We start from the raw sequence: 20,115 nt of genomic DNA on the forward strand, positions 1-20,115 counted from the left end.
TGACCCCACACTGATTGGAAGGCACGACCATGGCGGGACCCGTCCTGGAAATGCGCTCGATCGTCAAGACCTTTCCCGGCGTCAAAGCCCTGTCGGACGTCACGCTGACCGTCCGCCAGGGCGAGGTCCACGCCATCTGCGGGGAGAACGGCGCCGGCAAGTCGACCCTCATGAAGGTCCTCTCCGGCGTCCATCCGCACGGCAGTTACGAGGGCGAGATCCTCTTCGAGGGGGAGCTCTGCGCCTTCGGTGACATCCGGGCGAGCGAGCAACGCGGCATCGTGATCATCCACCAGGAGCTGGCGCTGTCGCCGTACCTCTCGCTGGCGGAGAACATCTTCCTCGGCAACGAACACGCCAGGGGCGGGTTCATCGACTGGCGGGAGACCCTGCGGCACGCCACCGAGCTGCTGCGCCGGGTGGGTCTCGACGACCACCCCGAGACCCGCGTCACCGACATCGGCGTGGGCAAGCAGCAGCTCGTGGAGATCGCCAAGGCCCTGTCGAAGAAGGTGAAGCTGCTCATCCTGGACGAGCCCACCGCGGCGCTGAACGACGAGGACAGCGGCAAACTCCTCGATCTCATCATGGAGTTGAAGAACCAGGGCATCACCTCGATCATCATCTCGCACAAGCTCAACGAGATCCGCAAGGTCGCCGACTCGGTGACGATCATCCGGGACGGCCGGTCGATCGAGACCCTGGACGTCAAGGACGCGGGCACGACCGAGGACCGGATCATCAGCGGCATGGTGGGCCGCGACCTCGACCACCGCTTCCCCGAGCGCACCCCGCACGAGGCGCAGGAGGGCGCGGCCCCGGCGCTGGAGATCCGCAACTGGACCGTCCACCACCCCATCGACCAGCAGCGCAAGGTCGTGGACGACGTGTCGCTCAGCGTCCGCCGGGGCGAGATCGTCGGCATCGCGGGTCTGATGGGCGCAGGCCGCACCGAGCTCGCCATGAGCGTCTTCGGCCGCACCTACGGCCGGTACGGGGGCGGCACGGTCCTCAAGGACGGCGTCGAGATCCGTACGAAGTCCGTCGCCGAGGCGGTGGACCACGGCATCGCGTACGTCACCGAGGACCGCAAGCACTACGGCCTCAACCTCATCGACACCATCAACCGCAACATCTCGCTGACCGCGCTGAAGAAGGTTGCCCGGCGGGGCGTGGTGGACGAGCAGGCGGAGCGGCAGGTCTCCGAGGGCTTCCGGAAGTCCATGAACATCAAGGCGCCGACGGTCTTCGAGCCGGTGGGCAAGCTGTCCGGCGGCAACCAGCAGAAGGTCGTCCTCAGCAAGTGGATCTTCGCCGAGCCCGATGTGCTGATCCTGGACGAGCCCACGCGCGGCATCGACGTGGGCGCCAAGTACGAGATCTACACGGTCATCGACCAGCTGGCCGCCCAGGGCAAGGCGGTCGTCTTCATCTCCTCCGAACTGCCGGAGCTGCTCGGCATGTGCGACCGCATCTACACGATGTCCGCCGGGCGGCTGACCGGTGAGGTGCCGCGGGCCGAGGCCACCCAGGAAGTGCTGATGCGCCGGATGACGAAGGACCAGGCCCCGACAGACGCGACGGACAACGCAAAGGACGAAGAGGTAACGCGATGAGCACGGACGTCACCGACAAGACCCCGGCGGCCGCACCGCCGGGCAAGGGCGGATCGGCCGGCGGCGAGGGTCTGTTGCAGCTGGTGCTGGGCGGCCTGCGCCGCAACATGCGCCAGTACGGCATGCTGATCGCGCTCGGCCTGATCGTCGTCCTCTTCCAGATCTGGACCGGCGGCGACCTGCTGCTGCCGCGCAACGTCTCCAACCTGGTGCTGCAGAACAGCTACATCCTGATCCTCGCGATCGGCATGATGCTGGTGATCATCGCCGGGCACATCGACCTGTCGGTCGGCTCGATCACGGCGTTCGTGGGCGCGTTCGCGGCCGTGCTGACGGTGCAGCACCACGTCGCCTGGCCGATCGCCCTGGTGCTGTGCCTGCTGGTGGGCGCGGTGGCGGGCTCCGTACAGGGCTTCCTGATCGCGTATTTCGGCATACCGTCGTTCATCGTCACGCTCGCCGGGATGCTGCTCTTCCGCGGTCTGACGGAGATCCTCCTGAAGGGCCAGACCCTCGGCCCGTTCCCGAACGGGCTGCAGAAGATCGGCAACGGCTTCCTGCCCGAGGTCGGCCCGAACACCAACTACCACAACCTCACCCTGCTCCTCGGCATCGTGTTGATCGCCGCCGTGGTGTGGCAGGAGGTGCGCGACCGGCGCCGCCAGCAGGAGTTCTCCCTCGACGTCGTACCGGTGAAGCTGTTCCTGCTCAAGCTCGTCGCGCTGGTCGCCGCGATCCTCGCCCTCACGATGCTGCTCGCCAGCTACGACGGCGCCCCGATCGTGCTGATCATCCTCGGCGTCCTGGTCGGCGGCTACGGCTACGTCATGCGCAACTCGGTCTTCGGCCGCCACATCTACGCCATCGGCGGCAACCTGCCGGCGGCCAAGCTGTCCGGCGTGAAGGACAAGCGCATCACCTTCCAGGTGTTCCTGAACATGGGCGTGCTCGCGGCCCTGGCGGGTCTGGTGGTCGCCGCCCGTCTGAACGCGGCCTCGCCGAAGGCGGGCGACGGCTTCGAACTGGAGGCCATCGCCTCCTCGTTCATCGGCGGCGCCTCCATGAGCGGTGGTGTCGGCACCGTCCTCGGCGCCATCATCGGTGGTCTCGTCCTCGGTGTGCTGAACAACGGCATGAACCTCCTCAGCGTCGGCACCGACTGGCAGCAGGTCATCAAGGGCCTGGCCCTGCTGGCGGCGGTCGGGTTCGACGTGTGGAACAAGCGCAAGTCCGGTTCGTGAGGGTCCATACATGAGGGTCCAGACAAGGGAGCCGTACCCATGGAACTGAACAGACGCACGGTCATCGCGGGAGCCGCGGCCACAGGCCTGGCCGCCACCACCCTCGGAACGGGCGCGGCTCGGGCCGCCAGCCGTCCGGAGGGCGGGAAACCGGTGAAGGAGTACTTCGGCACGCTCGCCGACGGCACGAAGGTGTACCGCTGGTCGCTGGAGAACGGCGGCACGCGGCTGAAGGTCCTCTCCTACGGCGGCATCATCCAGTCCCTGGAGATCCCGGACCGCCACGGCCGGTACGCGAACGTCTCGCTCGGCTACGACAACCTCGACGCCTACGTGAAGGGCACCACCTTCTTCGGCGCCACCATCGGCCGTTACGGAAACCGCATCGCCAAGGGGCAGTTCACGCTCGACGGCAAGAAGTACCAGCTGTCCGTCAACGACGGCGTGAACAGCCTGCACGGCGGCGCCAAGGGCTTCAACACCAAGGTGTGGGACATCGAGCCCTTCACCGCCGGCCACGACGTCGGCCTGCACCTGTACTACACGAGCGCCGACGGCGAGATGGGCTACCCCGGCACGCTGCGGACGAAGGTCACCTTCACCCTCACCCGGCACGGCGACTGGCGCATCGACTACGAGGCCACCACCGACAGGCCGACGGTCGTGAACCTCACCAACCACACGTACTACAACCTCGCGGGCGAGGGCAGCGGCAGCATCTACGACCACGAACTCTGGCTCGCGGCCGGCCGGTTCACCCCGACCGACTCGGGCCTGATACCCACCGGCGAGCTGGCGCGGGTCAAGGGCACCCCCTTCGACTTCACCCACCCCAAGCCGATCGGCCGGGACATCCGCACCGGCCACCCGCAGCTGGTCACCGCCAAGGGCTACGACCACAACTTCGTGCTCGACAAGGGCGTCACCGCCCGGCCCGAGCACGTGGTGACCCTGCGCGACCCGGAGTCCGGCCGCACCCTGAAGATCTTCACCGACCAGCCCGGCGTGCAGTTCTACTCGGGCAACTTCCTCGACGGCACCCTGGTCGGCCCCTCCGGACACACCTACCGGCAGGGCGACGGGCTGGCCCTGGAGACCCAGCACTTCCCGGACTCCCCGAACGAGCCGACGTTCCCGTCCACGGTGCTGCGCCCCGGCCGTACCTACCGGACGACGACCATCCACACGTTCTCCGCGTGAACCGGCTCACACGACCGGTGAGTTGAACGCCACTGCCGTCCCTTCCGTACTCAAGGGTGGCCCGTGCTCCCCCGCACGGGCCACCTTGAACGGAGGTCCTCTTGGCCGGCAACGTCACCTCGCTGTTCCGCGGCACCGCCGCGCACAGCCCGTCGATGGCGGCGCTGACACGGGAGGGCGGCGACGGGACGGGACCGGTGGACTTCTGCGTCCCGTGCAACCCGTACTTCCCGACCCCGGCCATGTTCGACGAGCTGTCGGCCCGGTTGCACGAGATCGTGACGTACTACCCGAGCGGCGCCGACACCATCACGGGGGAACTGTGCGCACTGCTCCAACTGCCGCCGCAGTGCGTGGCGATGGGCAACGGCTCCACGGAACTGATCACCTGGATCGACCACCTCCTGGTCCGTGAGTCCCTGGCGGTCCCGGTCCCCACCTTCGGCCGCTGGACCGACCAGCCGATGGAGACCGGCAAGCGGGTCGACATGTTCCCGCTCCAGGAGGCGTCCGGCTTCGCCCTGGACCTCGCGCAGTACGCGGAGTTCATCCGCGCCCGGGGCACGCGCGTCGCCGTGATCTGCAACCCGAACAACCCCGACGGCGGCTACACGCGCAAGCAGTCCCTGGTGCAGTTCCTGGACGCCATGGCCGACCTGGACCTGATCGTGGTCGACGAGTCCTTCCTGGATTTCGCGGACGCCGAGGCCGAGCCGAGCGTCGTCCAGGAGGCCGTGCTCCGCCACAACGTGATCGTCCTGCGCAGCCTCGGCAAGAACTTCGGTCTGCACGGCATCCGCTTCGGCTACCTGGTGGCGAACCCCGCGCTCGCGGGCAGGGTCCGCTCGATGCTCCCGAAGTGGAACCTCAACTCCCTGGCCGAGCACCTGGTGTTCATGCTGCGCGACCACGGCCCCGAGTACGCGCAGAGCCTGGCCCAGGTCCGCCGGGACCGCCTGGAGATGGCCAGCCACCTCTCCGCGCTCCCCGGCCTGACCGTCTTCCCCTCCCAGGGCAACTTCCTGTTCGTCCGGCTGCCCCTGGGCGCCGTGGGCACGGTGGTCCGGGACCGGATGCTCGCCGAGCACCGGATCCTGGTCCGTGAGTGCGGCAACAAGATCGGATCCTCCAGCCGCTTCCTGAGACTCGTGGTGCGCCCCCAGGTCGACGTGCGTCGCCTGGTGTCCGGCCTGGAACAGGTGCTCTACGGGACCAGGAGGGGAGCCGCCGTACCCGAGCTGGGCGCAGGGACCAGCTACAGCTCGGGTACGGCGGCCGTCGACCGGCTGATGAGTGAGACCAACGGAGGCGGCGTACCCGGCCTGGCCGCGCAGGCCCAGGCCATGACCGCCGCTCCCGCTCCGGCCGCCGGCACCGGCATGCCGCTCCCCGCCGCCGTGCCACCACCCGGCGCCGGGATGCCGATGCCGGCGGCAGCCCAGCCCCTGCCGGCGGCGCCCCAGCCGGCGCCGGTTCCGGTACCGGCGGTGGCGCAGCCCGCCCCGGCGCAGCAGCCCCTGGTCCCGGCCCAGCCGCCGATGGTGCCCCTGCAGCAGCCGATGGCCCCGCCGCCGGTTCCCCAGCCGCTGCCGATGCCGCAGCCGGTACCGCCACCCGCACCCGCACCCGCCGCCTTCGCCCCCACCCCGCCCGGTGTTCCGGCGCGCGGCGGGCTGACGGCGGCGCAGGTGCGGGGCATGACGGCGCCGGCCACCCCGGCGGTGCCCGCACCGGCCGCACCGGCCGTCCCGAACGGGCTGACACCGGCCCCGGCGACGGGCTGGCCGAACGCCCAGAGCTGGCCGAACGCGGCAGGCATGGACCAGGCGGGCTGAGCCCGAAGTCCCCTTCCCCGAAGGGCGGTTGAGGGATCGGGATCCCCGGGTCACGGGTGACTCACACGAATGGCCCACACGAGGTGAAACTTCCTGCGAAGGCAGCCAGGGTGAGTCACATGAACCACATACCGGCGTTTCGCCAACACAGGATCATCGCCCGAGTATTCGCCGTCGGCGCCCTGGGCGTCGCACTCGCGACCACCGCGGCCACGCCCTCGTCCGCCGTGGCCGCGAGGGTCGCCACCGTCCAGTCCCGTCCCGCCGACCACGACCGCGACCACGAGCACGAGCACGGCCGCGAGCATGAGCACGAGCACGAGCACGGCGACCACGACGAGGGCTGGGAAGGGCCGGACTGCGTCGGCCTGATCAACCTGCTCTGCTGACCGGCCGGCGGCCCGGACCCGTTGCGACACCGCTCTTGTCGTAGTACGGCCCGGTGACGGAGGTGGCAGTAGCCGCCCCGCTTGACGATGTACGGCGCCTCGATCGCCTTGCTGCCGGTGGGCCGCTCGGCGATCGAGGGAATCGAATGGTTTGCGAGTCAACAGTTCTCGCACGCATGCAGATCGACCTCGGCGCGCACGGTCTTGCCCAGCGGCTCCCGGTCGACCACCTCCCACCGGTCGGCGAACGCGTCCACCAACAGCAGCCCACGCCCCGCCTCGGCGAACAGCCCGGGCTCACCTTTCGGCCCCGGGGGGCGCCGCTCGCCCCTCGCGTCACTCACCTCGACGCGGACACTCCCCGTCACCAACGCCAGCCTCAACTCGAAGTCCCGCCCCGGTACGCGCCCGTGCGTCACGGCGTTGGCGGCCAGCTCGGCGACGATCACGCCCACGGCATCCGCTGCCCGCGTGCCGCACGGGATACCCCACAGGGCGAGCTGAGAGAGAGTGAGATGCCTGGCCAGACGGGCACCGCGCGGCGTCGGGCTCAGGCGATGGGTGACGTTCATGGGCCCAATGTGGCGGGCGGGAGGCCGAGTTCACCAGCGCCGACCCGCGTACGCTGCGCGGAGCGTACGCGGTTACGGACTGGACAGTACTCGTAGCTGAACGTGACCATGTGCGACATGGGTACGGGAAACGGCGCCGAGCCGGAGTCATCGGGCAGCTTGCGGACGTTCGGGGCAGTCTTGCAGGCCCTCCGGGAGCATCACGGGCTGAGCAGGGACGATCTGGGGGAGCTCGTGAGCTTCTCCAAACACACGGTCGCATCCATCGAGCTGGGGAGGCGAATGCCGGACCCGGACTTCGTGGAAGCGGCGGAGCAGACACTGGGGAACACCGGAGCACTGCGGAAGGCGGCTGAACACCTTGCGCGGGAACCGGGGTTGGCCTCCTGGTTCCGGCGGTGGGCGCGGATGGAGAAGCTGGCGATCAATCTCTGCACATACGAGTGCCGGATGATCCCAGGGCTCTTGCAGACGGAGGCGTACGTACGGGCCCTGGCGGCGGATCAGTTGCCCCCGCTGACGGACCCGGAGATCGAGGAGATGTGGTCCGCTCGGACAGAGCGACAGCGCATGCTGCACGAACGCCTCAGCACCACATCCAGCTTCATCCTCGAAGAACACCTGTTCCTGCGGCGTACCGGCGGCGTGGATGTCACCCGTAAGCTCATCGACCACATCCTGGTGCTCAGCGAGCTGAGGAACGTCGAGATCCAGGTGATGCCTCTGGCCCAGGGGTCGCACGCCGGACTGCAAGGCCCTCTCCAACTCCTGGAAACCCCCGAGAACAAGTGGTTCGCTTATGTCGAAGGGCAGGAGAGCGGCCAGTTGATCACTCAGTCGAGAGTGGTCAGCGTGCTCCAGTCACGGTATGCCAGGATGCGTTCGCAGGCTCTCACCATCAGAGACTCCGCGAGTCTGCTGCAACGGATGCGAGGGGACTTATGAGCGGCAACTCCGAACTGACGTGGTTCAAGAGCAGCTACAGCAGCAGCGCATCCGGTGACTGCATAGAGGTCGCCGTCCGCCCCGCCACCGTCCACATCCGCGACTCCAAGGCGAAGGAGGGCCCGGTGCTGGGCCTCTCCCCCGCCGCCTGGAGCGACTTCGTCGGCTACGCCGCTACGGGCACTGCTTCCACGCCATGTGGTACACGGTGCTGATGTTGCCGTCCGTCGAGTCCATGGTCATGAAGCTGACCTTGTCCGGACTCTGAGTGCCGGCGTTGACTCTGAGCTCGGTGTTGATGTTGAAGTTGCGCTCCACCCCGCAGGGCGCCCAGACCAGTTGGGCCACGTCGGTGCTGTCGGTGGCCTCCCAGTTGTCGTTGAAGGCGCCGTTGAAGGGGTGGGTCTTGGGCACGGTCTGAGAGGAGCCCTGGAAGTAGTACGAGGCCTTCTGGGTCGCCGTCGCGCCGGGCTGGAGGGAGAGGAAGCCCCGGTAGTCCGCGCTGGCGATGGCGTAGGTGAAGCCCTGCGGGACGTGGACGATCAGGTCGAGCTGGCAGTTCCTGCGGAAGGCCGTGGGGTCGGAGTTGCCGCCGGCCTGGGCCAGGTAGGCGCTGTAGGTCACCGTGAAGGCGGTGTTGTCCGGCGAGACGGCGACCGCCGCCGTACCCGCGGGGCAGCCGGAGCCGTTGACGGTCGCCACGTCGATGACGATCTTGTCCGGGGGCGGGTTGTCGAAGACACCCGAGGCGGATGCCCGGGTGGGCAGTGCGGCGGTGAGCAGAGCGGCTACGGCGCCGCTCAGGAGGAGTCCACGAGCCATGGTTCTCTCCCATGTCGTCGAGTGGGGGGTGTACCTCCGACCCGCCCCTGTCGCTCGTCCGGCCTGAAGGAACTGTGCGGGACCTGTGAAGGGCGGGAGGCGTGAGCATCGTAGGTAGCCACGTCCCGCCCCGGGAGAGCGAACTCCGGCCATTCACATCCGGGATTTTCACCGCCCCTACGGGTTCGCCCGCAGGACGATCCACAGGGGCAGCAGCGGCCGGGTCATGCCCGTGCAGGTCAGGCCCGTCGGGCGTTCACCGCGCACCGAGACGATCGGGCCGTCCACGCCCCGGACGACGTCGGCCACCGTGATCGCGGCGGCGTCCTTCGCGAGCCGGTAGCCGCCGCCTCCGCCGCGCCTGCTCTCCACGATCCCGGCCCGGCGCAGATCGCCCAGGATGCCCTCCGGGAACGTGTGCGGGATGTCCTGGGCGGCAGCGATTTCCTCTGCCTTCACGGGGCCGCTAGCCTGCCGTACGGCCAGTTCCAGTACCGCCCGTACGGCGTAGTCCGCCCGCGCCGAGATCCTCATGGATCCGTTGTGCGGCGTCGCGCGTGGCGAACGGCCGCGCCCGCGCCCCGTAAGATCGCCGCCCGGGAGGATCCACCTTGGCGCTCAGCAGACGTACCTTCAGTGCCCTGGCCGGCTCGGCCGCGCTCGGGCTCGCCCTCGGCGGCAGCGGCGGCTCCGGCGCGCTCTCGGCCTTCGCGGCGCGCGGCGGCAGCGTGCCCACCGGCCCGGCGCCGCTGCCGCCGGCCGTCGACCACGAACAGCACACGATCGGCTACGACCGGTACTCGCTGCTCGTGGACGGCAGCCGGCTGGTGGTGTGGTCCGGGGAGTTCCACCCCTTCCGGCTGCCGAGTCCGTCGCTGTGGCGGGACATCCTCCAGAAGATGCGGGCGCACGGGTACAACGCCGTCAGCATCTACGTCGCCTGGAACTACCACTCCCCCGCCCCCGGGCACTACGACTTCACCGGCGTCCGTGACCTCGACCTCTTCCTGCGCACGGCCGCCGAGACCGGGCTGTACGTCATCCTGCGGCCGGGCCCGTACATCAACGCCGAGGTCGACGGGGGCGGGTTCCCGGGCTGGCTGACGGCGACGAAGGGCACCGCGCGGACCGACGACCCGGCCTATCTCGCGTTCGCGGACGAGTGGCTGACGCAGGTCAACAGGATCGCCCGCAAGCACCTGTACACCCAGGGCACGGGCACGGTCCTGCTGTACCAGATCGAGAACGAGTACGACGCCCACGCCGGGGACGCCACCGGCCGGCGCTACATGTCCCACCTGTACAAGAAGGTGCGGGCCGACGGCATCGACGTACCGCTGTTCCACAACGACAAGGGCCGCAACGGGTACTGGGTGCCCGGGTCTATCGACACCGGCGGCGAGCGGGGCGGCTGGCTGTACGGCTTCGACGGGTACCCGTCGCCGTCGAGCACCCCGCCGGACTGGGGGACCTTCGGGTCGGGCGGCGCGAAGGGCGGGGCCAGTGCCTCGCCGACCACGCCCGGGTTCGTGCCCGAGTTCGGCGGCGGCTGGTTCGACCCGTGGGGCGGGGCCTGGTTCGACGGCAAGGGGTACGCCGAGTCGCGGCGCACCCGGGACGCGGCCTACGAGCGCCGGTTCTACCTCACCAACCTCGCCAACGGGCTCACGCTCCACAACGTGTACATGACCTTCGGCGGGACCTCGTGGGGCTGGCTGCCCGCGCCCGTCGTCTACACGTCGTACGACTACGGCGCGGCGATCGACGAGGCCCGGGGCGTCACGGCCAAGATCGCGCCGATGCACCAGCTCGGCCACCTCTTCCGGAGCGTGCCGGACTTCGCCAAGCTCGACCGGGCGGCCGAGGTCAGGGCCGCGGGGCTGAAGGTCTACCACCTGACCAACCCGGACACCGGCGCCCATGTCTACGTCGCCCGCAACGACGGCACGGCCCCGGTCACCTCCTCTCTGCCCACCGACGCGGGCTCGCTGCGCATCACGGTGCCCGGCAAGGACGCCCGGCTGCTGACGACCGGGCTGAAGCTCGGCGAGCGGACGCTCAAGTACGCGACCGCCCAGCCGGTCTTCTGCGTGACGGCCGGGCGGCAGGACATCGCCCTGTTCACGGGGCGCACGAACGACATGGCCGATCTGGTGCTGACGTGCCCGGAGGAGCCGTCCGTCATGCGGCTGGACCCGGAGGCCGCCTGGGTCTTCGACGACGACACCGAGCTGCGGGTGACCTCGCCGCTCGGCCAGGGCGGGCTGACCCGCGTCCTGGTGCAGAAGGGCGGCAGCGACACCCCGCTGGTGCTCCTCTTCGGCGACGACGCCACCTCCGTGCGCCTCTTCCCGTACGACACCCCGTCCGGGACCGTGCTGGTCTACGGTCCGGCGCTGCTGCGCCACGCCGAGGTACGCGGCAGGGCCGTCCACCTGACCGGTGACATCACCGAGACGACGGCCATGGAGGTCTGGGCGCCGCGCGGGGTCGACACCGTGGTGTGGAACGGGCGCACCCTGCCCACCCGGGTGACCCTGTCCGGCAGCCTGATGACCAGCGCCATGCTGCCCGCCGTGCCCGAGGTGCGGCTGCCGGAGCTGGGCGGCTGGCGGATGCGGCGGGAGAACCCGGAGGCGGGGCCGGGCTTCGACGACTCGGGCTGGCAGCGCGCCGACCGTACGACGTCCTTCTCCACCACGCCCGTCCCCGACGGCGGGCCGGTGCTGTTCGCGGACGACTACGGCTTCCACTACGGGGACGTCTGGTACCGGGGCACCTTCACCGACTCTTCGGGCCTGGAGGAGCTGTCCCTCGCCTACAGCAGCGGCACCCAGGGGCTGCTGATGGCCTGGCTGGACGGCGAACCGCTGGGCACGCACCGGATGCCCGTGCCCGACAAGAACACCACGGCGCGGAAGGGAAGTTGGGAGGCGACGGCCGTCTTCCCGGTGCGCGAGGCGCTGCGCTCCCCGGGGCGGCACGTGCTGTCGGTACTCGTCCGGCGCATGCAGCACGACATGGACGGCGGTGCGCGGGACACGCACAAGGCCGCCCGCGGGCTGACGGCGGCCGCCTTCAAGGGGGCCGCTCCGCAGGTGAGCTGGCGGATCCAGGGCGAGGCGGCCCCGGACCCGGTGCGCGGGCCGATGAACAACGGCGGCCTGTACGGCGAGCGCGGCGGCTGGCATCTGCCGGACTTCCGGGAGGACCACGACTGGGAGCCGGTGACCTTCCCGCGCGACGCCCGGTACCAGGGCGTGACCTGGTACCGGACGGACTTCCGGCTCTCGGTGCCGGCCGACGTCGACGCGTCGGTCGGCCTGACCCTTCAGGACGACCCGTACCGGGCCTACCGGGCGCAGATCTTCCTCAACGGCTGGAACCTGGGGCAGTACATCAACAACGTCGGCCCCCAGCACACCTTCGTGCTGCCGAACGGCATCCTGCGCACCCGGGGCGCCAACACCCTCGCGCTGGCGGTCCTCTCGGAGTTCACCACGCTGTCGGGCCCCGGGTCCGTACGCCTGAGCCTGCTCGGCCGCGCAACAGGCGGACTGCCTGTCACGCCAGTCTGATCACGTTCCAGGACAGGGGTTCGAGTACGGCGGTGAGGGTGCCGTCCGTGACGGCGGTGCCCTCGACCGGGTGCGGGGTGACCCGCTCGGGGTCGCCGAGGGTGTTGCGGGCGTCGGGGTCGGCGTCCGCGAGGGCGCTGTGCTCGGTGACGGTCGTCAACTCCAGTCCGCTGAGCGCGACTTCGAGGGGAAGGGCGGCCGTGCGGCCGCGGTTCACGGCGAAGACGGTGACCGTGCCGTCGGCCGCGCGGACCGCCGTGGCGTGCAGCAGGTCCGTCTCGCCGTACTTCTTCGTCTCGTACGTCGGCGAGTCCACGCGGACGTCCAGCACCTCGCCCCGGCCGTGCTTCGAGGCCTGCGCGAAGGGGAAGAACGTCGTCTGCCGCCAGGCCGGGCCGCCCGGCTCGGTCATGATCGGCGCGATCACGTTGACCAGTTGGGCGAGGCAGGCGACGGTGACGCGGTCGGCGTGCCGGAGCAGCGCGATGAGGAGCGAGCCGAAGACGACGGCGTCGGTGACGCTGTAGTTGTCCTCCAGCAGGCGGGGGGCCTCGGGCCAGTCGGACGGGGCGATCGTCCGCGCGTGCTCCTCCCAGCGGGAGAGGTACCAGACGTTCCACTCGTCGAAGGAGAGGTTGATCTTCTTCTTGGACTTGAGCCGGGCGCCGACGTGGTCCGCCGTGGCCACCACGTTCTCGATGAAGGACTCCATGTCGACGGCCGAGGCCAGGAAGGAGTCGATGTCGCCGTCCGTGGGCTCGTAGTAGGCGTGCAGCGAGATGTGGTCGACCAGGTCGTAGGTCTCCGCCAGGACGGTCGCCTCCCACTCGGCGAAGGTCGGCATGGACTGGCTGGAGGAGCCGCAGGCGACCAGCTCGACGGAGGGGTCGGCCTGGCGCATGGCGCGGGCGGTCTCGGCGGCGAGCCGGCCGTATTCGTGCGCCGTCTTGTGCCCGGTCTGCCAGGGCCCGTCCATCTCGTTGCCGAGGCACCACAGCCGGATACCGAAGGGCTCCTTGTCGCCGTGGGCCGCGCGCAGGTCGGACAGGGCGGTGCCGGCGGGGTGGTTGGCGTACTCCTGGAGTTCCAGGGCCTCGGCGACGCCCCTCGTCCCGAGGTTCACGGCCATCATGGGCTCGGCCTGCGGGCCGACCTTCCTGAGGAACGCGATGTACTCCGACAGACCGAAGCGGTTGGTCTCGGTGGAGTGCCAGGCGAGGTCGAGGCGGCGGGGACGGTCCTCGGCGGGGCCGACGGAGTCCTCCCACTTGTAGCCGGAGACGAAGTTGCCGCCGGGGTAGCGGATCGCCGTCACTCCGAGTTCGCGGACCAGCTCCAGCACGTCGGTGCGCAGTCCGGCCCCGTCCGCCGAGGGGTGGTCCGGCTCGAAGACGCCGGTGTAGACGCAGCGGCCCAGGTGTTCCACGAAGGAGCCGAAGAGACGGGGGTTGACCGGGCCGACTGTGAACGCGGGGTCGAGGGTGAATCGGGCGGTGCTCTTGCTCATGGGGTCCTTTCGGGTCACTTCACAACAGGCCGGCCGGGTCTTGCCGTGGGTGCGGAACGCCTTGCCCCCACCGTCCCCACATGATCAAGATATTCAAGACGTGCGACATATCGAATGATGCTCGCAACTTCGAACCGGACCGTAGATTCGAAGTGCTTCCGCGTCAATGGGTCGGACACCAGCCCGTCGGTGGTTTCTCCTTCGACGAGGGTCGCCGGGATCCCGTGACGGGGACACGCCCGGACGCGTACGCTCGGACCGGCAGAAGGGGGTTCGATGGGCATCGCGGGCGCGCGCGAGCTGTCGGCACGGCTGGCCGCACGACTGCGACCCTCCGGACATGTCCCGCGGCGGGGCTCGGCGCTGCGCGTGCTGGCCCGCGAACTCGCCGACGCCGTCCGCTCGCGGCCCGACGTTCCGGACGACGTACGGGGGTTGTGCCGGGCGCTGTGCGAGGAGATGAGCGCGCGGCGCGGCGGACGGCCGGTGGAGCTGCGCTTCGAACGCTTCCCGGACGAGCTCGAAGTCACCGGTCTGTGTGTGGAGTTCGCGGACTTCGACCTGGTGATCGTGGAGGAGCGGGCCGCGCCGGTGCAGCAACTGGTGATCCTCGGCCATGAGTTGTGGCATCTGCACGCCGGGCACCGGCATCACCGCCTGGCGGGCGACGCGGCGGCCCGGGCCTTCGCCGAGGCGCCGGGCCGGCTGGCGGACGCGCTCACGGTGGCCGCGCGCAACGGCTCCCGGGCGGCCGACGAGGCCGAGGCGGACGACTTCGGGCACCGGCTGGCCACCCTGTTCCGCGGCCGCCTCAGCGGCGACCGGCTCTCCGTCACCCGCCCCGTCCCGCCGGACCCGATCCAACGGGCCCTCGGCTACCGCGGACGCGAGCAAGCGAGTGAGCCGAAGGGGCGCGCCGGTGTCGAGAGGGCGAACGCGCGGAGGCGCGAAGCGCCGAGCACGATCGGTCTCTCGACACCGGCATCCAGCGCCCCGGAGGTGAACCGAGCGTCCGAAGAAGGGGGAACCGCGCGGTGAGAGAACTGGCGCTGGATCCCGCACAGTTCCTCAGCGCGTTCTACATCTCCTTCTGGATCCCCACGGCCGTGCTGACCGCCGCGCTGGTGCTCAAGCTGCCCACGATCATCCGGCTGTGGCGGGACCCGCTGCTGCGCGCGGTCGGCGGGCTGCTGCTGCTCGCCTGCGCGGTGTTCGTCTTCTGCACGCCGTCCACGATCCACCGCGTCAACCGGCTGACCGGGGTGCCCAACATCGCGGCGCCCTGGTGCTATTCGCTCATCACGGCGATGTCCGCGTCCGGCCTGCTGCTGATCGTGACGTGGCGCAACGGCCTGTCCGACCGCTCGGCGGCGACGCGGCGGGCGGTGCGCCGGGTGGTCTCGGGGTACTCCGCGGTGATCGTCGCGCTGTGGGCGCTGTTCCTGTCGGCGGACGCGCCCGTGGAGCGGATACGGGACCTCGACACCTACTACGCGGGCACGCCGTTCATGCGCGAGGAGATCCTGCTGTACCTCTGCGCGCACACCGCGGCCTGCCTGGTCGCCTCGCGGCTCATCTGGAACTGGGCGCACGCCGGGGGGCTGGACGGCTTCCTGCGCCGGGGCCTGAAGCTGCTGGGCGCCGGATACGCGCTCAACATCGTCTTCGACGGGGCCAAGCTGACCGCCGTCGGCGCGCGCTGGTCCGGGCACGACCTGGACTGGCTCAGCACGGACCTCGCCCCGCCGGTCGCGTCGCTCTCCGCGATCCTGGTCGCGGCGGGCTTCATCCTCCCGCACGCGGGCCAGTACCTGTACGACCGCTGGCGGGTGCGCCGGGCCCACCGCGAACTGCGCCCGCTGTACCGGCTGATGCGCACGGTCAGCGGCGACTCCGTGCCCTTCGTGCTCCGTGCCGCCCCGGAACTGCGCCTGACGCGTCGCGAGACCTTCGTCCGTGACGTCCTGCTCCCGCTGACCCGCTACCTCGACAGCGACCTGGCAACCCGCCTGTACGACGCGGCGCGCGCCCTCGGTCACTCCGCCGAGTACGCCCGCGCGCTGGCGGCGGCGGCCGCCGTCCTGGACGCGATCGAGCACAAGCGCCGTACGCCGGAGCCGCCCGAGCCGTTGACCGGCCCCGACCCGGCGAACCTGCTCGGCGACATCGCCCCGGTCTCCCGCGCCCTGCGCCGCCCCGAGGAGATCGAGGCGGTGCGGGCGCGGGTGCGGGAGAGGGTGCCGTCAGCCTGAGAAGGCCGGTTGCGCGACTCCCTGCCCCGCTCCCGGGACGACCAGCAGCGACCCCGCCAGCGGGTCCGGCGGCTCCAGCCCGACCCGGGCCGTCGTGACGTACAGGTCGGTCAGAGCGGCGCCGCCGAACGCGCAGGCCGTCGTGCGCGGGGTCGGCAGGGTGATCACCCGGTCCAGCGCGCCGGCCGGCGTGTAGCGGCGGACCGCCCCGCCGTCCCACAGGGCCACCCACACACAGCCCTCCGCGTCGACCGTCAGGCCGTCCGGGAAGCCCGCGCCGGCCTCGATCTCCACCAGCGGGCGGCGGTTCGCCACGCGCCCGCCGTCGTGGTCGAAGACGTCGACGCGGCGCGTCGGGGTGTCGGCGTAGTACATCAGGCGGCCGTCCGGGCTCCAGCCCGTGCCGTTGCTGACCGTGACGTCGGGCAGGACCGTCTCGACCCTGCCGTCGCCCGTCAGCCGGCTCAGCGCGCCGCCTCCCGCCGCCTCGTCGTAGCGCATCGTGCCCGCCCACAGCGAGCCGTCCGGCGCCACCGCGGCGTCGTTCGCACGGCGCCCCGGCACCGGCTCGTGGTGCAGCCAGCGGAAGCTGTCGTCGGGGTCCAACAGGCCCACGCCGTCCCGCAGGTTGAGCACCAGGCCTCCGCCCGCCCGCGGCTTGGCGGCGCCGACGTGCTGCTCCGTCGTGCGCACCGTACGCCGCCCGGTCGCCGGGTCGTACGTGTGCAGGCGCATGCCCAGGATGTCCAGCCAGAGCAGCCGCCCGGTCGCCGGGTCCCAGGTCGGGCCCTCGCCGAGGGTCGCCTCCGCCCTGACCGCGACCTCGTGTCCGCCCGCGCTCACTCGGCGCTCCGGTGCCCGAGCCGCTCGGACAGGTCCGCCGCGCCCTTCACGGCCAGCTGCTCCAGCTCGGTCCGGCGCTCCTCGCTCCAGCGGATCATCGGCACCGAGATGGACAGGGCGGCGACCACCTGGCCCGTGCGGTCGCGCACCGGCGCCGCCACACAGCTCACGTCCGGGTTGGACTCGCGGCTCTCCACCGCGATCCCGCGCTGGCGGATCTGCGCCAGCGCCTCGCGCAGCGCCCCGGGATCGGTGATGCTGTTCGGCGTCATCGCGCTCAGCTCGGCGTCGTCCGGGATGCGCGCCGTCAGCTCCTGCTGCGGCAGCGAGGCGAGCAGCATCTTGCCGACGGAGGTGCAGTGGGCCGGGAGCCGGCGCCCCGCCGCCGAGACCATGCGCACCGCGTGCGTGGAGTCGACCTTCGCGATGTAGATGACGTCGGTGCCCTCCAGGATCGCCACGTGCACCGTCTCGTCGCAGGTCTCGGCGACCGTGCGGGCCACCTGCTGGCCCTCGGCGGCGAGGTCGAGCTGTTCGGCGTATCGGCTGCCGAGCTGGTACGGGCGCACGCCGAGCCGGTAACGTCCGGGCTGTCCCGGAACGGGCACGATGTACGACCGGGCGGAGAGCGTGGTGACCAGCTCGTGCACGGTGGTGCGCGGCAGTTGCAGCTTGCGCACGATGTCGGGGGCGGAGAGCGTCCCGTCTCCGTCGAGGAACAGCTCAAGAATGTCGAGAGCCCGGGTCACGGCAGGCACGAGGCGTCCCACGTCCGGCCCCCTCCCTTGGGTCTAAGCGCCCGGTCGACGTCCCGCATATGTTCGAGATATCAACAGGCGATCGGCATGACGAACACAGGCTAGTCACGGGGAGGTGTACGGGCAATGGGCGGGAGCACGCCGGGCACCATGAAGGGCATGTACGTCGACTTCCAGCTGGTGCTGCTGCGCCGCATGGCCGACCACAATCCCGCTCTGGTCGAGGACGCCCGGCGACGGCTCGGGGCGTCGCTCGCGGACATGCGGGAGGCCAACAAGCGGTGGCAGGCCATGGTCCGCTCGCCCAGGTCGCGCGGTGCGGCCGCCCGGTACCGCTCCGTCCTCGGCGAGCCGGAGTCGGTGGTCCCCCGCCGCCTCGGCGACGCCGACTGCGAGGCCCGGCGCTGGCCCCTGCCCCTCTGGCCCGACCTGCGCTTCGAGGCACTGGTCGGGCCGGACGGGGCGGTGTGGAACGAGTGGCTGGTGCGCGCGCCCGAAGCGCCGCCGCCGGTGCTGCGGACCCTGGAGGACCTGACCCCCTGGTCCTGCACGGTGGACGAGGCCGCCCGCGCCTTCGCCCCGGCCCGCCCGCTGGAGGGCACGGCACCGACGCGCTGGGGCCTCGCCTTCACCGCGCCGGACCGGGCGGGCGTACGGCACGAGGTGGTCGCCGAGTTCACCTGGGGGCTGCTGCAGCGGACGGCCGTACAGGACCGACTCAGTCCTCGAAGCCCGTCGCCCGGGTCCGCTTCTCCCAGGCCGTGACGTCGTCCCGTACCCGGTCGAGGTGGGCGAGGACCGCGCTCACCCCGTCGTCGCCGAGCGGCAGCCGCAGCGGGGTGTGCTCCGCCTCCAGCGCGGCGCGGATGAGGGCCGCCGCCTTGGCGGGGTCGCCGGGCTGGGTGCCGTCGCCACCGGACACCATGCCGCGTGTCTCGGCGACCTTCGCGTACACCCCGCTGTCCGCGCTGGTCCCGGCCCGCGCAGGCTCCATCAGCGAGGTCCGGAACCCGCCCGGCTCCACGATCAGCACCTTGATCCCGAACTCGGCGACCTCGTCCGCGAGCGCCTCCGAGATGCCCTCCAGCGCGAACTTCGTCCCGCTGTACGCGCCGAAGCCCGCGAAGGACATCTGCCCGCCCATGCTGCTCATCTGCACGATCGCCCCCGAGCGCCGCTCCCGCATGTGCGGCAGCACCGCCCGCACGAGCACCGTCGGCCCGAAGACATGCAGGTCGAACAGGTCCCGCAGCTCCTGCTCGGTGGTCTCCTCGACGGCGCCGACGTGGGTGCGGCCCGCGTTGTTGACCAGCACGTCGATCCGCCCGTGCCGGGCCACGACATCCCCGACCGCCGCCTCGATCGCGGCGGTGTCGGTCACGTCCAGCCGGAGGGCCTCCACCTGGTCGGGATGGGCGGCCACCAGGTCGTCCAGGGCCTCGGGGCGCCGGGCGGCGCCGACCACCACATCACCGGCGGCGACGGCGGCCTCGGTGATCGCCCGCCCGAACCCGCTGCTCGCCCCGGTCACCAGCCACACCTTGTTCATCACAACTCCCGATCGCACGTGCCGTGTTCGACTCCGACACGGACCACACTGCCGCCGGATACCGTTGCCCGTCCAAGACCCGTGGTGATAACCAACGGCTATGACGATCGACGTCCACGTCCGCGATCTGCGCTACTTCGTCGCGGTCGCCGAGGAACTGCACTTCACGCGCGCCGCCGAGAGTCTCTACGTCTCGCAGCCCGCGCTGAGCAAGCAGATCCGGGCGCTGGAGCGGCAGTTGGGGGCACAGCTGCTGCGGCGCGACCGGCACGGGGTGGCGCTGACGGCGGCGGGCGCGGCGCTGCTGCCCCACGCACGGAACGTGCTGTCCGCCTGGGAGGCGGGCGCGGCGGCCGTCGAGGCGACCGAGGCGAGCCGGCGCAGCACGCTCGTGGTGGGCATGAGCACCAGTCCGGGCCGGGGCGGGCTGCTGCCGGCCGTGCGCTCCCGGTTCACCGCCGAACACCCCGAGGTCACGCTCCGGCTGCGCCAGCTGACCTGGGACGATCCGACGGCCGGCCTGGCCGACGGCGGGACGGACGTCGCCTTCGTGTGGCTGCCGCTGCCGGACCAGGAGCGCTACGACTGGACGCTGGTCGCCGAGGAACCGCGCCTGCTGGCCCTGCCGGAGAGCCACCCGCTGGCCGCGCGCGCCGAACTGGACTTCGCGGACCTCCTGGACGAGCCGTTCCTCGCCCTGCCCGAGAGCGCGGGCCCGCTGCGCGACCACTGGCTCGCCCTGGACGCCCGCGCCGGCCGGCCGCCCCGGATCGGCGCGGAGGTCTCCGGGGCGGAGGAGACGTACGAGGCGCTCGTCGCGGGCCTCGGCGTCTGTCTGGTGGCCGCGGGCAACGCGCCCCTGATCAGCCTGGGCGGCGTCACCACCCGCCCGGTCCGGGGCATCGGCCCCAGCCGCTACGTGCTGGCCTGGCGCCGCGAGGACGCACACCGCCCGCTGGTCGCAGCGTACGCACGGGCGTGCCGCGGCGCGGTCGAGCGGTGAGCGGT

The 20,115-nt window shown here is 71.1% G+C and carries 17 protein-coding genes and 3 pseudogenes; 12 read left to right on the forward strand and 8 right to left on the reverse strand.

Going from position 1 to position 20,115, the window contains the following annotated elements:
• Nucleotides 1–29 precede the first annotated feature (29 nt).
• From mmsA to ACFC8N_RS01125, 5 genes are all read left to right on the forward strand, one after another.
• Nucleotides 30–1,616 carry a multiple monosaccharide ABC transporter ATP-binding protein gene (mmsA, locus tag ACFC8N_RS01105; RefSeq protein ID WP_356031315.1) on the forward strand — a complete coding sequence of 529 codons (1,587 nt, stop codon included), beginning with the start codon at nt 30–32 and terminating at the stop codon, nt 1,614–1,616.
• Nucleotides 1,613–2,857 carry a multiple monosaccharide ABC transporter permease gene (gene mmsB / locus ACFC8N_RS01110; protein ID WP_362821550.1) on the forward strand — a complete coding sequence of 415 codons (1,245 nt, stop codon included), beginning with the start codon at nt 1,613–1,615 and terminating at the stop codon, nt 2,855–2,857. Before mmsA ends, mmsB begins: the two co-directional genes overlap by 4 nt.
• 39 nt (nt 2,858–2,896) lie before the next feature.
• Nucleotides 2,897–4,057, forward strand: a complete 1,161-nt coding sequence (locus ACFC8N_RS01115) for an aldose epimerase family protein (protein ID WP_376285217.1) — start codon at nt 2,897–2,899, stop codon at nt 4,055–4,057.
• Nucleotides 4,058–4,158: 101 nt separating this feature from the next.
• The gene (locus ACFC8N_RS01120) at nt 4,159–5,892 is read left to right on the forward strand and encodes a pyridoxal phosphate-dependent aminotransferase (RefSeq protein ID WP_376285220.1); all 1,734 of its coding nucleotides are present in this window, start codon (nt 4,159–4,161) and stop codon (nt 5,890–5,892) included.
• Nucleotides 5,893–6,011: 119 nt separating this feature from the next.
• On the forward strand, nt 6,012–6,281 hold the full coding sequence (locus ACFC8N_RS01125) for a hypothetical protein (protein WP_356031325.1): 270 nt from the start codon (nt 6,012–6,014) through the stop codon (nt 6,279–6,281).
• 22 nt (nt 6,282–6,303) lie between these two features.
• Here ACFC8N_RS01125 and ACFC8N_RS01130 read toward each other — a convergent pair.
• Both ACFC8N_RS01130 and ACFC8N_RS01135 read right to left on the reverse strand, forming a co-directional pair.
• Nucleotides 6,304–6,418, reverse strand: a pseudogene (locus ACFC8N_RS01130) (arabinan endo-1,5-alpha-L-arabinosidase); the annotation flags it as partial.
• A 21-nt stretch (nt 6,419–6,439) separates the two neighbouring features.
• Nucleotides 6,440–6,853 (reverse strand): ATP-binding protein, encoded by a 414-nt coding sequence (locus tag ACFC8N_RS01135; protein WP_376285223.1) that lies wholly within the window; start codon nt 6,851–6,853, stop codon nt 6,440–6,442.
• 108 nt (nt 6,854–6,961) lie between these two features.
• Here ACFC8N_RS01135 and ACFC8N_RS01140 point away from each other — a divergent pair, with 108 nt between their 5' ends.
• Both ACFC8N_RS01140 and ACFC8N_RS01145 read left to right on the forward strand, forming a co-directional pair.
• Complete coding sequence (locus ACFC8N_RS01140; protein ID WP_376286236.1) at nt 6,962–7,798, forward strand: Scr1 family TA system antitoxin-like transcriptional regulator; 837 nt, start codon at nt 6,962–6,964, stop codon at nt 7,796–7,798.
• Complete coding sequence (locus ACFC8N_RS01145; RefSeq protein WP_376285226.1) at nt 7,795–8,013, forward strand: DUF397 domain-containing protein; 219 nt, start codon at nt 7,795–7,797, stop codon at nt 8,011–8,013. The genes ACFC8N_RS01140 and ACFC8N_RS01145 overlap by 4 nt, the downstream gene beginning before the upstream one ends.
• Here the strand turns inward: ACFC8N_RS01145 and ACFC8N_RS01150 are convergent.
• Nucleotides 7,973–8,620: a DUF4360 domain-containing protein gene (locus ACFC8N_RS01150; RefSeq protein WP_356031335.1), complete on the reverse strand. Its 648-nt coding sequence runs from the start codon at nt 8,618–8,620 to the stop codon at nt 7,973–7,975. The two genes, ACFC8N_RS01145 and ACFC8N_RS01150, sit on opposite strands and share 41 nt — an antisense overlap.
• Nucleotides 8,621–8,803: 183 nt before the next feature.
• A pseudogene (locus tag ACFC8N_RS01155) lies at nt 8,804–9,154 on the reverse strand (RrF2 family transcriptional regulator); the annotation flags it as partial.
• A gap of 77 nt (nt 9,155–9,231) precedes the next feature.
• Here ACFC8N_RS01155 and ACFC8N_RS01160 point away from each other — a divergent pair.
• The gene (locus ACFC8N_RS01160) at nt 9,232–12,198 is read left to right on the forward strand and encodes a beta-galactosidase (protein ID WP_376285229.1); all 2,967 of its coding nucleotides are present in this window, start codon (nt 9,232–9,234) and stop codon (nt 12,196–12,198) included.
• On the opposite strand, the gene ACFC8N_RS01165 is transcribed toward ACFC8N_RS01160, so the two are convergent.
• Complete coding sequence (locus ACFC8N_RS01165) at nt 12,185–13,705, reverse strand: alpha-N-arabinofuranosidase (RefSeq protein WP_376285232.1); 1,521 nt, start codon at nt 13,703–13,705, stop codon at nt 12,185–12,187. The two genes, ACFC8N_RS01160 and ACFC8N_RS01165, sit on opposite strands and share 14 nt — an antisense overlap.
• A 276-nt stretch (nt 13,706–13,981) precedes the next feature.
• On the opposite strand from ACFC8N_RS01165, the pseudogene ACFC8N_RS01170 reads away from it, so the two are divergent.
• Nucleotides 13,982–14,593: pseudogene (locus tag ACFC8N_RS01170) on the forward strand (toxin-antitoxin system, toxin component family protein); the annotation flags it as partial.
• Between the two features lie 146 nt (nt 14,594–14,739).
• Entirely contained in the window at nt 14,740–15,957 is a 1,218-nt protein-coding gene (locus ACFC8N_RS01175) for an MAB_1171c family putative transporter (RefSeq protein WP_376285235.1), read from the forward strand.
• Here the strand turns inward: ACFC8N_RS01175 and ACFC8N_RS01180 are convergent.
• Together ACFC8N_RS01180 and ACFC8N_RS01185 are read right to left on the reverse strand one after the other, a co-directional pair.
• Entirely contained in the window at nt 15,949–16,800 is an 852-nt protein-coding gene (locus tag ACFC8N_RS01180) for an SMP-30/gluconolactonase/LRE family protein (protein ID WP_376285238.1), read from the reverse strand. The genes ACFC8N_RS01175 and ACFC8N_RS01180 overlap by 9 nt on opposite strands.
• Nucleotides 16,797–17,570, reverse strand: a complete 774-nt coding sequence (locus ACFC8N_RS01185) for an IclR family transcriptional regulator (RefSeq protein ID WP_356031347.1) — start codon at nt 17,568–17,570, stop codon at nt 16,797–16,799. The genes ACFC8N_RS01180 and ACFC8N_RS01185 overlap by 4 nt, the downstream gene beginning before the upstream one ends.
• Before the next feature lie 114 nt (nt 17,571–17,684).
• Between ACFC8N_RS01185 and ACFC8N_RS01190 the strand changes: the two genes are divergently transcribed.
• Nucleotides 17,685–18,323: a hypothetical protein gene (locus ACFC8N_RS01190; RefSeq protein WP_376285242.1), complete on the forward strand. Its 639-nt coding sequence runs from the start codon at nt 17,685–17,687 to the stop codon at nt 18,321–18,323.
• Here ACFC8N_RS01190 and ACFC8N_RS01195 read toward each other — a convergent pair.
• Nucleotides 18,277–19,107 (reverse strand): oxidoreductase, encoded by an 831-nt coding sequence (locus ACFC8N_RS01195; RefSeq protein ID WP_376285244.1) that lies wholly within the window; start codon nt 19,105–19,107, stop codon nt 18,277–18,279. The genes ACFC8N_RS01190 and ACFC8N_RS01195 overlap by 47 nt on opposite strands.
• A gap of 100 nt (nt 19,108–19,207) precedes the next feature.
• On the opposite strand from ACFC8N_RS01195, the gene ACFC8N_RS01200 reads away from it, so the two are divergent.
• A complete protein-coding gene (locus ACFC8N_RS01200; RefSeq protein WP_356031355.1) occupies nt 19,208–20,110 on the forward strand; it encodes a LysR family transcriptional regulator in 903 nt (300 codons plus the stop codon).
• Nucleotides 20,111–20,115 lie beyond the last annotated feature (5 nt).

Origin of the sequence: Streptomyces sp. NPDC055966, assembly GCF_042269865.1 — a bacterium.
Taxonomy (GTDB): domain Bacteria; phylum Actinomycetota; class Actinomycetes; order Streptomycetales; family Streptomycetaceae; genus Streptomyces.

Coding starts and splice junctions, on each gene's coding strand:
- ACFC8N_RS01195 (WP_376285244.1), bottom strand. CDS start 19,107: ATGAACAAGGTGTGGCTGGTGACCGGGGCGAGCAGCGGGTTCGGGCGG.
- ACFC8N_RS01145 (WP_376285226.1), top strand. CDS start 7,795: ATGAGCGGCAACTCCGAACTGACGTGGTTCAAGAGCAGCTACAGCAGC.
- mmsA (WP_356031315.1), top strand. CDS start 30: ATGGCGGGACCCGTCCTGGAAATGCGCTCGATCGTCAAGACCTTTCCC.
- ACFC8N_RS01115 (WP_376285217.1), top strand. CDS start 2,897: ATGGAACTGAACAGACGCACGGTCATCGCGGGAGCCGCGGCCACAGGC.
- ACFC8N_RS01125 (WP_356031325.1), top strand. CDS start 6,012: ATGAACCACATACCGGCGTTTCGCCAACACAGGATCATCGCCCGAGTA.
- ACFC8N_RS01150 (WP_356031335.1), bottom strand. CDS start 8,620: ATGGCTCGTGGACTCCTCCTGAGCGGCGCCGTAGCCGCTCTGCTCACC.
- ACFC8N_RS01200 (WP_356031355.1), top strand. CDS start 19,208: ATGACGATCGACGTCCACGTCCGCGATCTGCGCTACTTCGTCGCGGTC.
- ACFC8N_RS01135 (WP_376285223.1), bottom strand. CDS start 6,853: ATGAACGTCACCCATCGCCTGAGCCCGACGCCGCGCGGTGCCCGTCTG.
- mmsB (WP_362821550.1), top strand. CDS start 1,613: ATGAGCACGGACGTCACCGACAAGACCCCGGCGGCCGCACCGCCGGGC.
- ACFC8N_RS01165 (WP_376285232.1), bottom strand. CDS start 13,705: ATGAGCAAGAGCACCGCCCGATTCACCCTCGACCCCGCGTTCACAGTC.
- ACFC8N_RS01140 (WP_376286236.1), top strand. CDS start 6,962: ATGTGCGACATGGGTACGGGAAACGGCGCCGAGCCGGAGTCATCGGGC.
- ACFC8N_RS01190 (WP_376285242.1), top strand. CDS start 17,685: ATGGGCGGGAGCACGCCGGGCACCATGAAGGGCATGTACGTCGACTTC.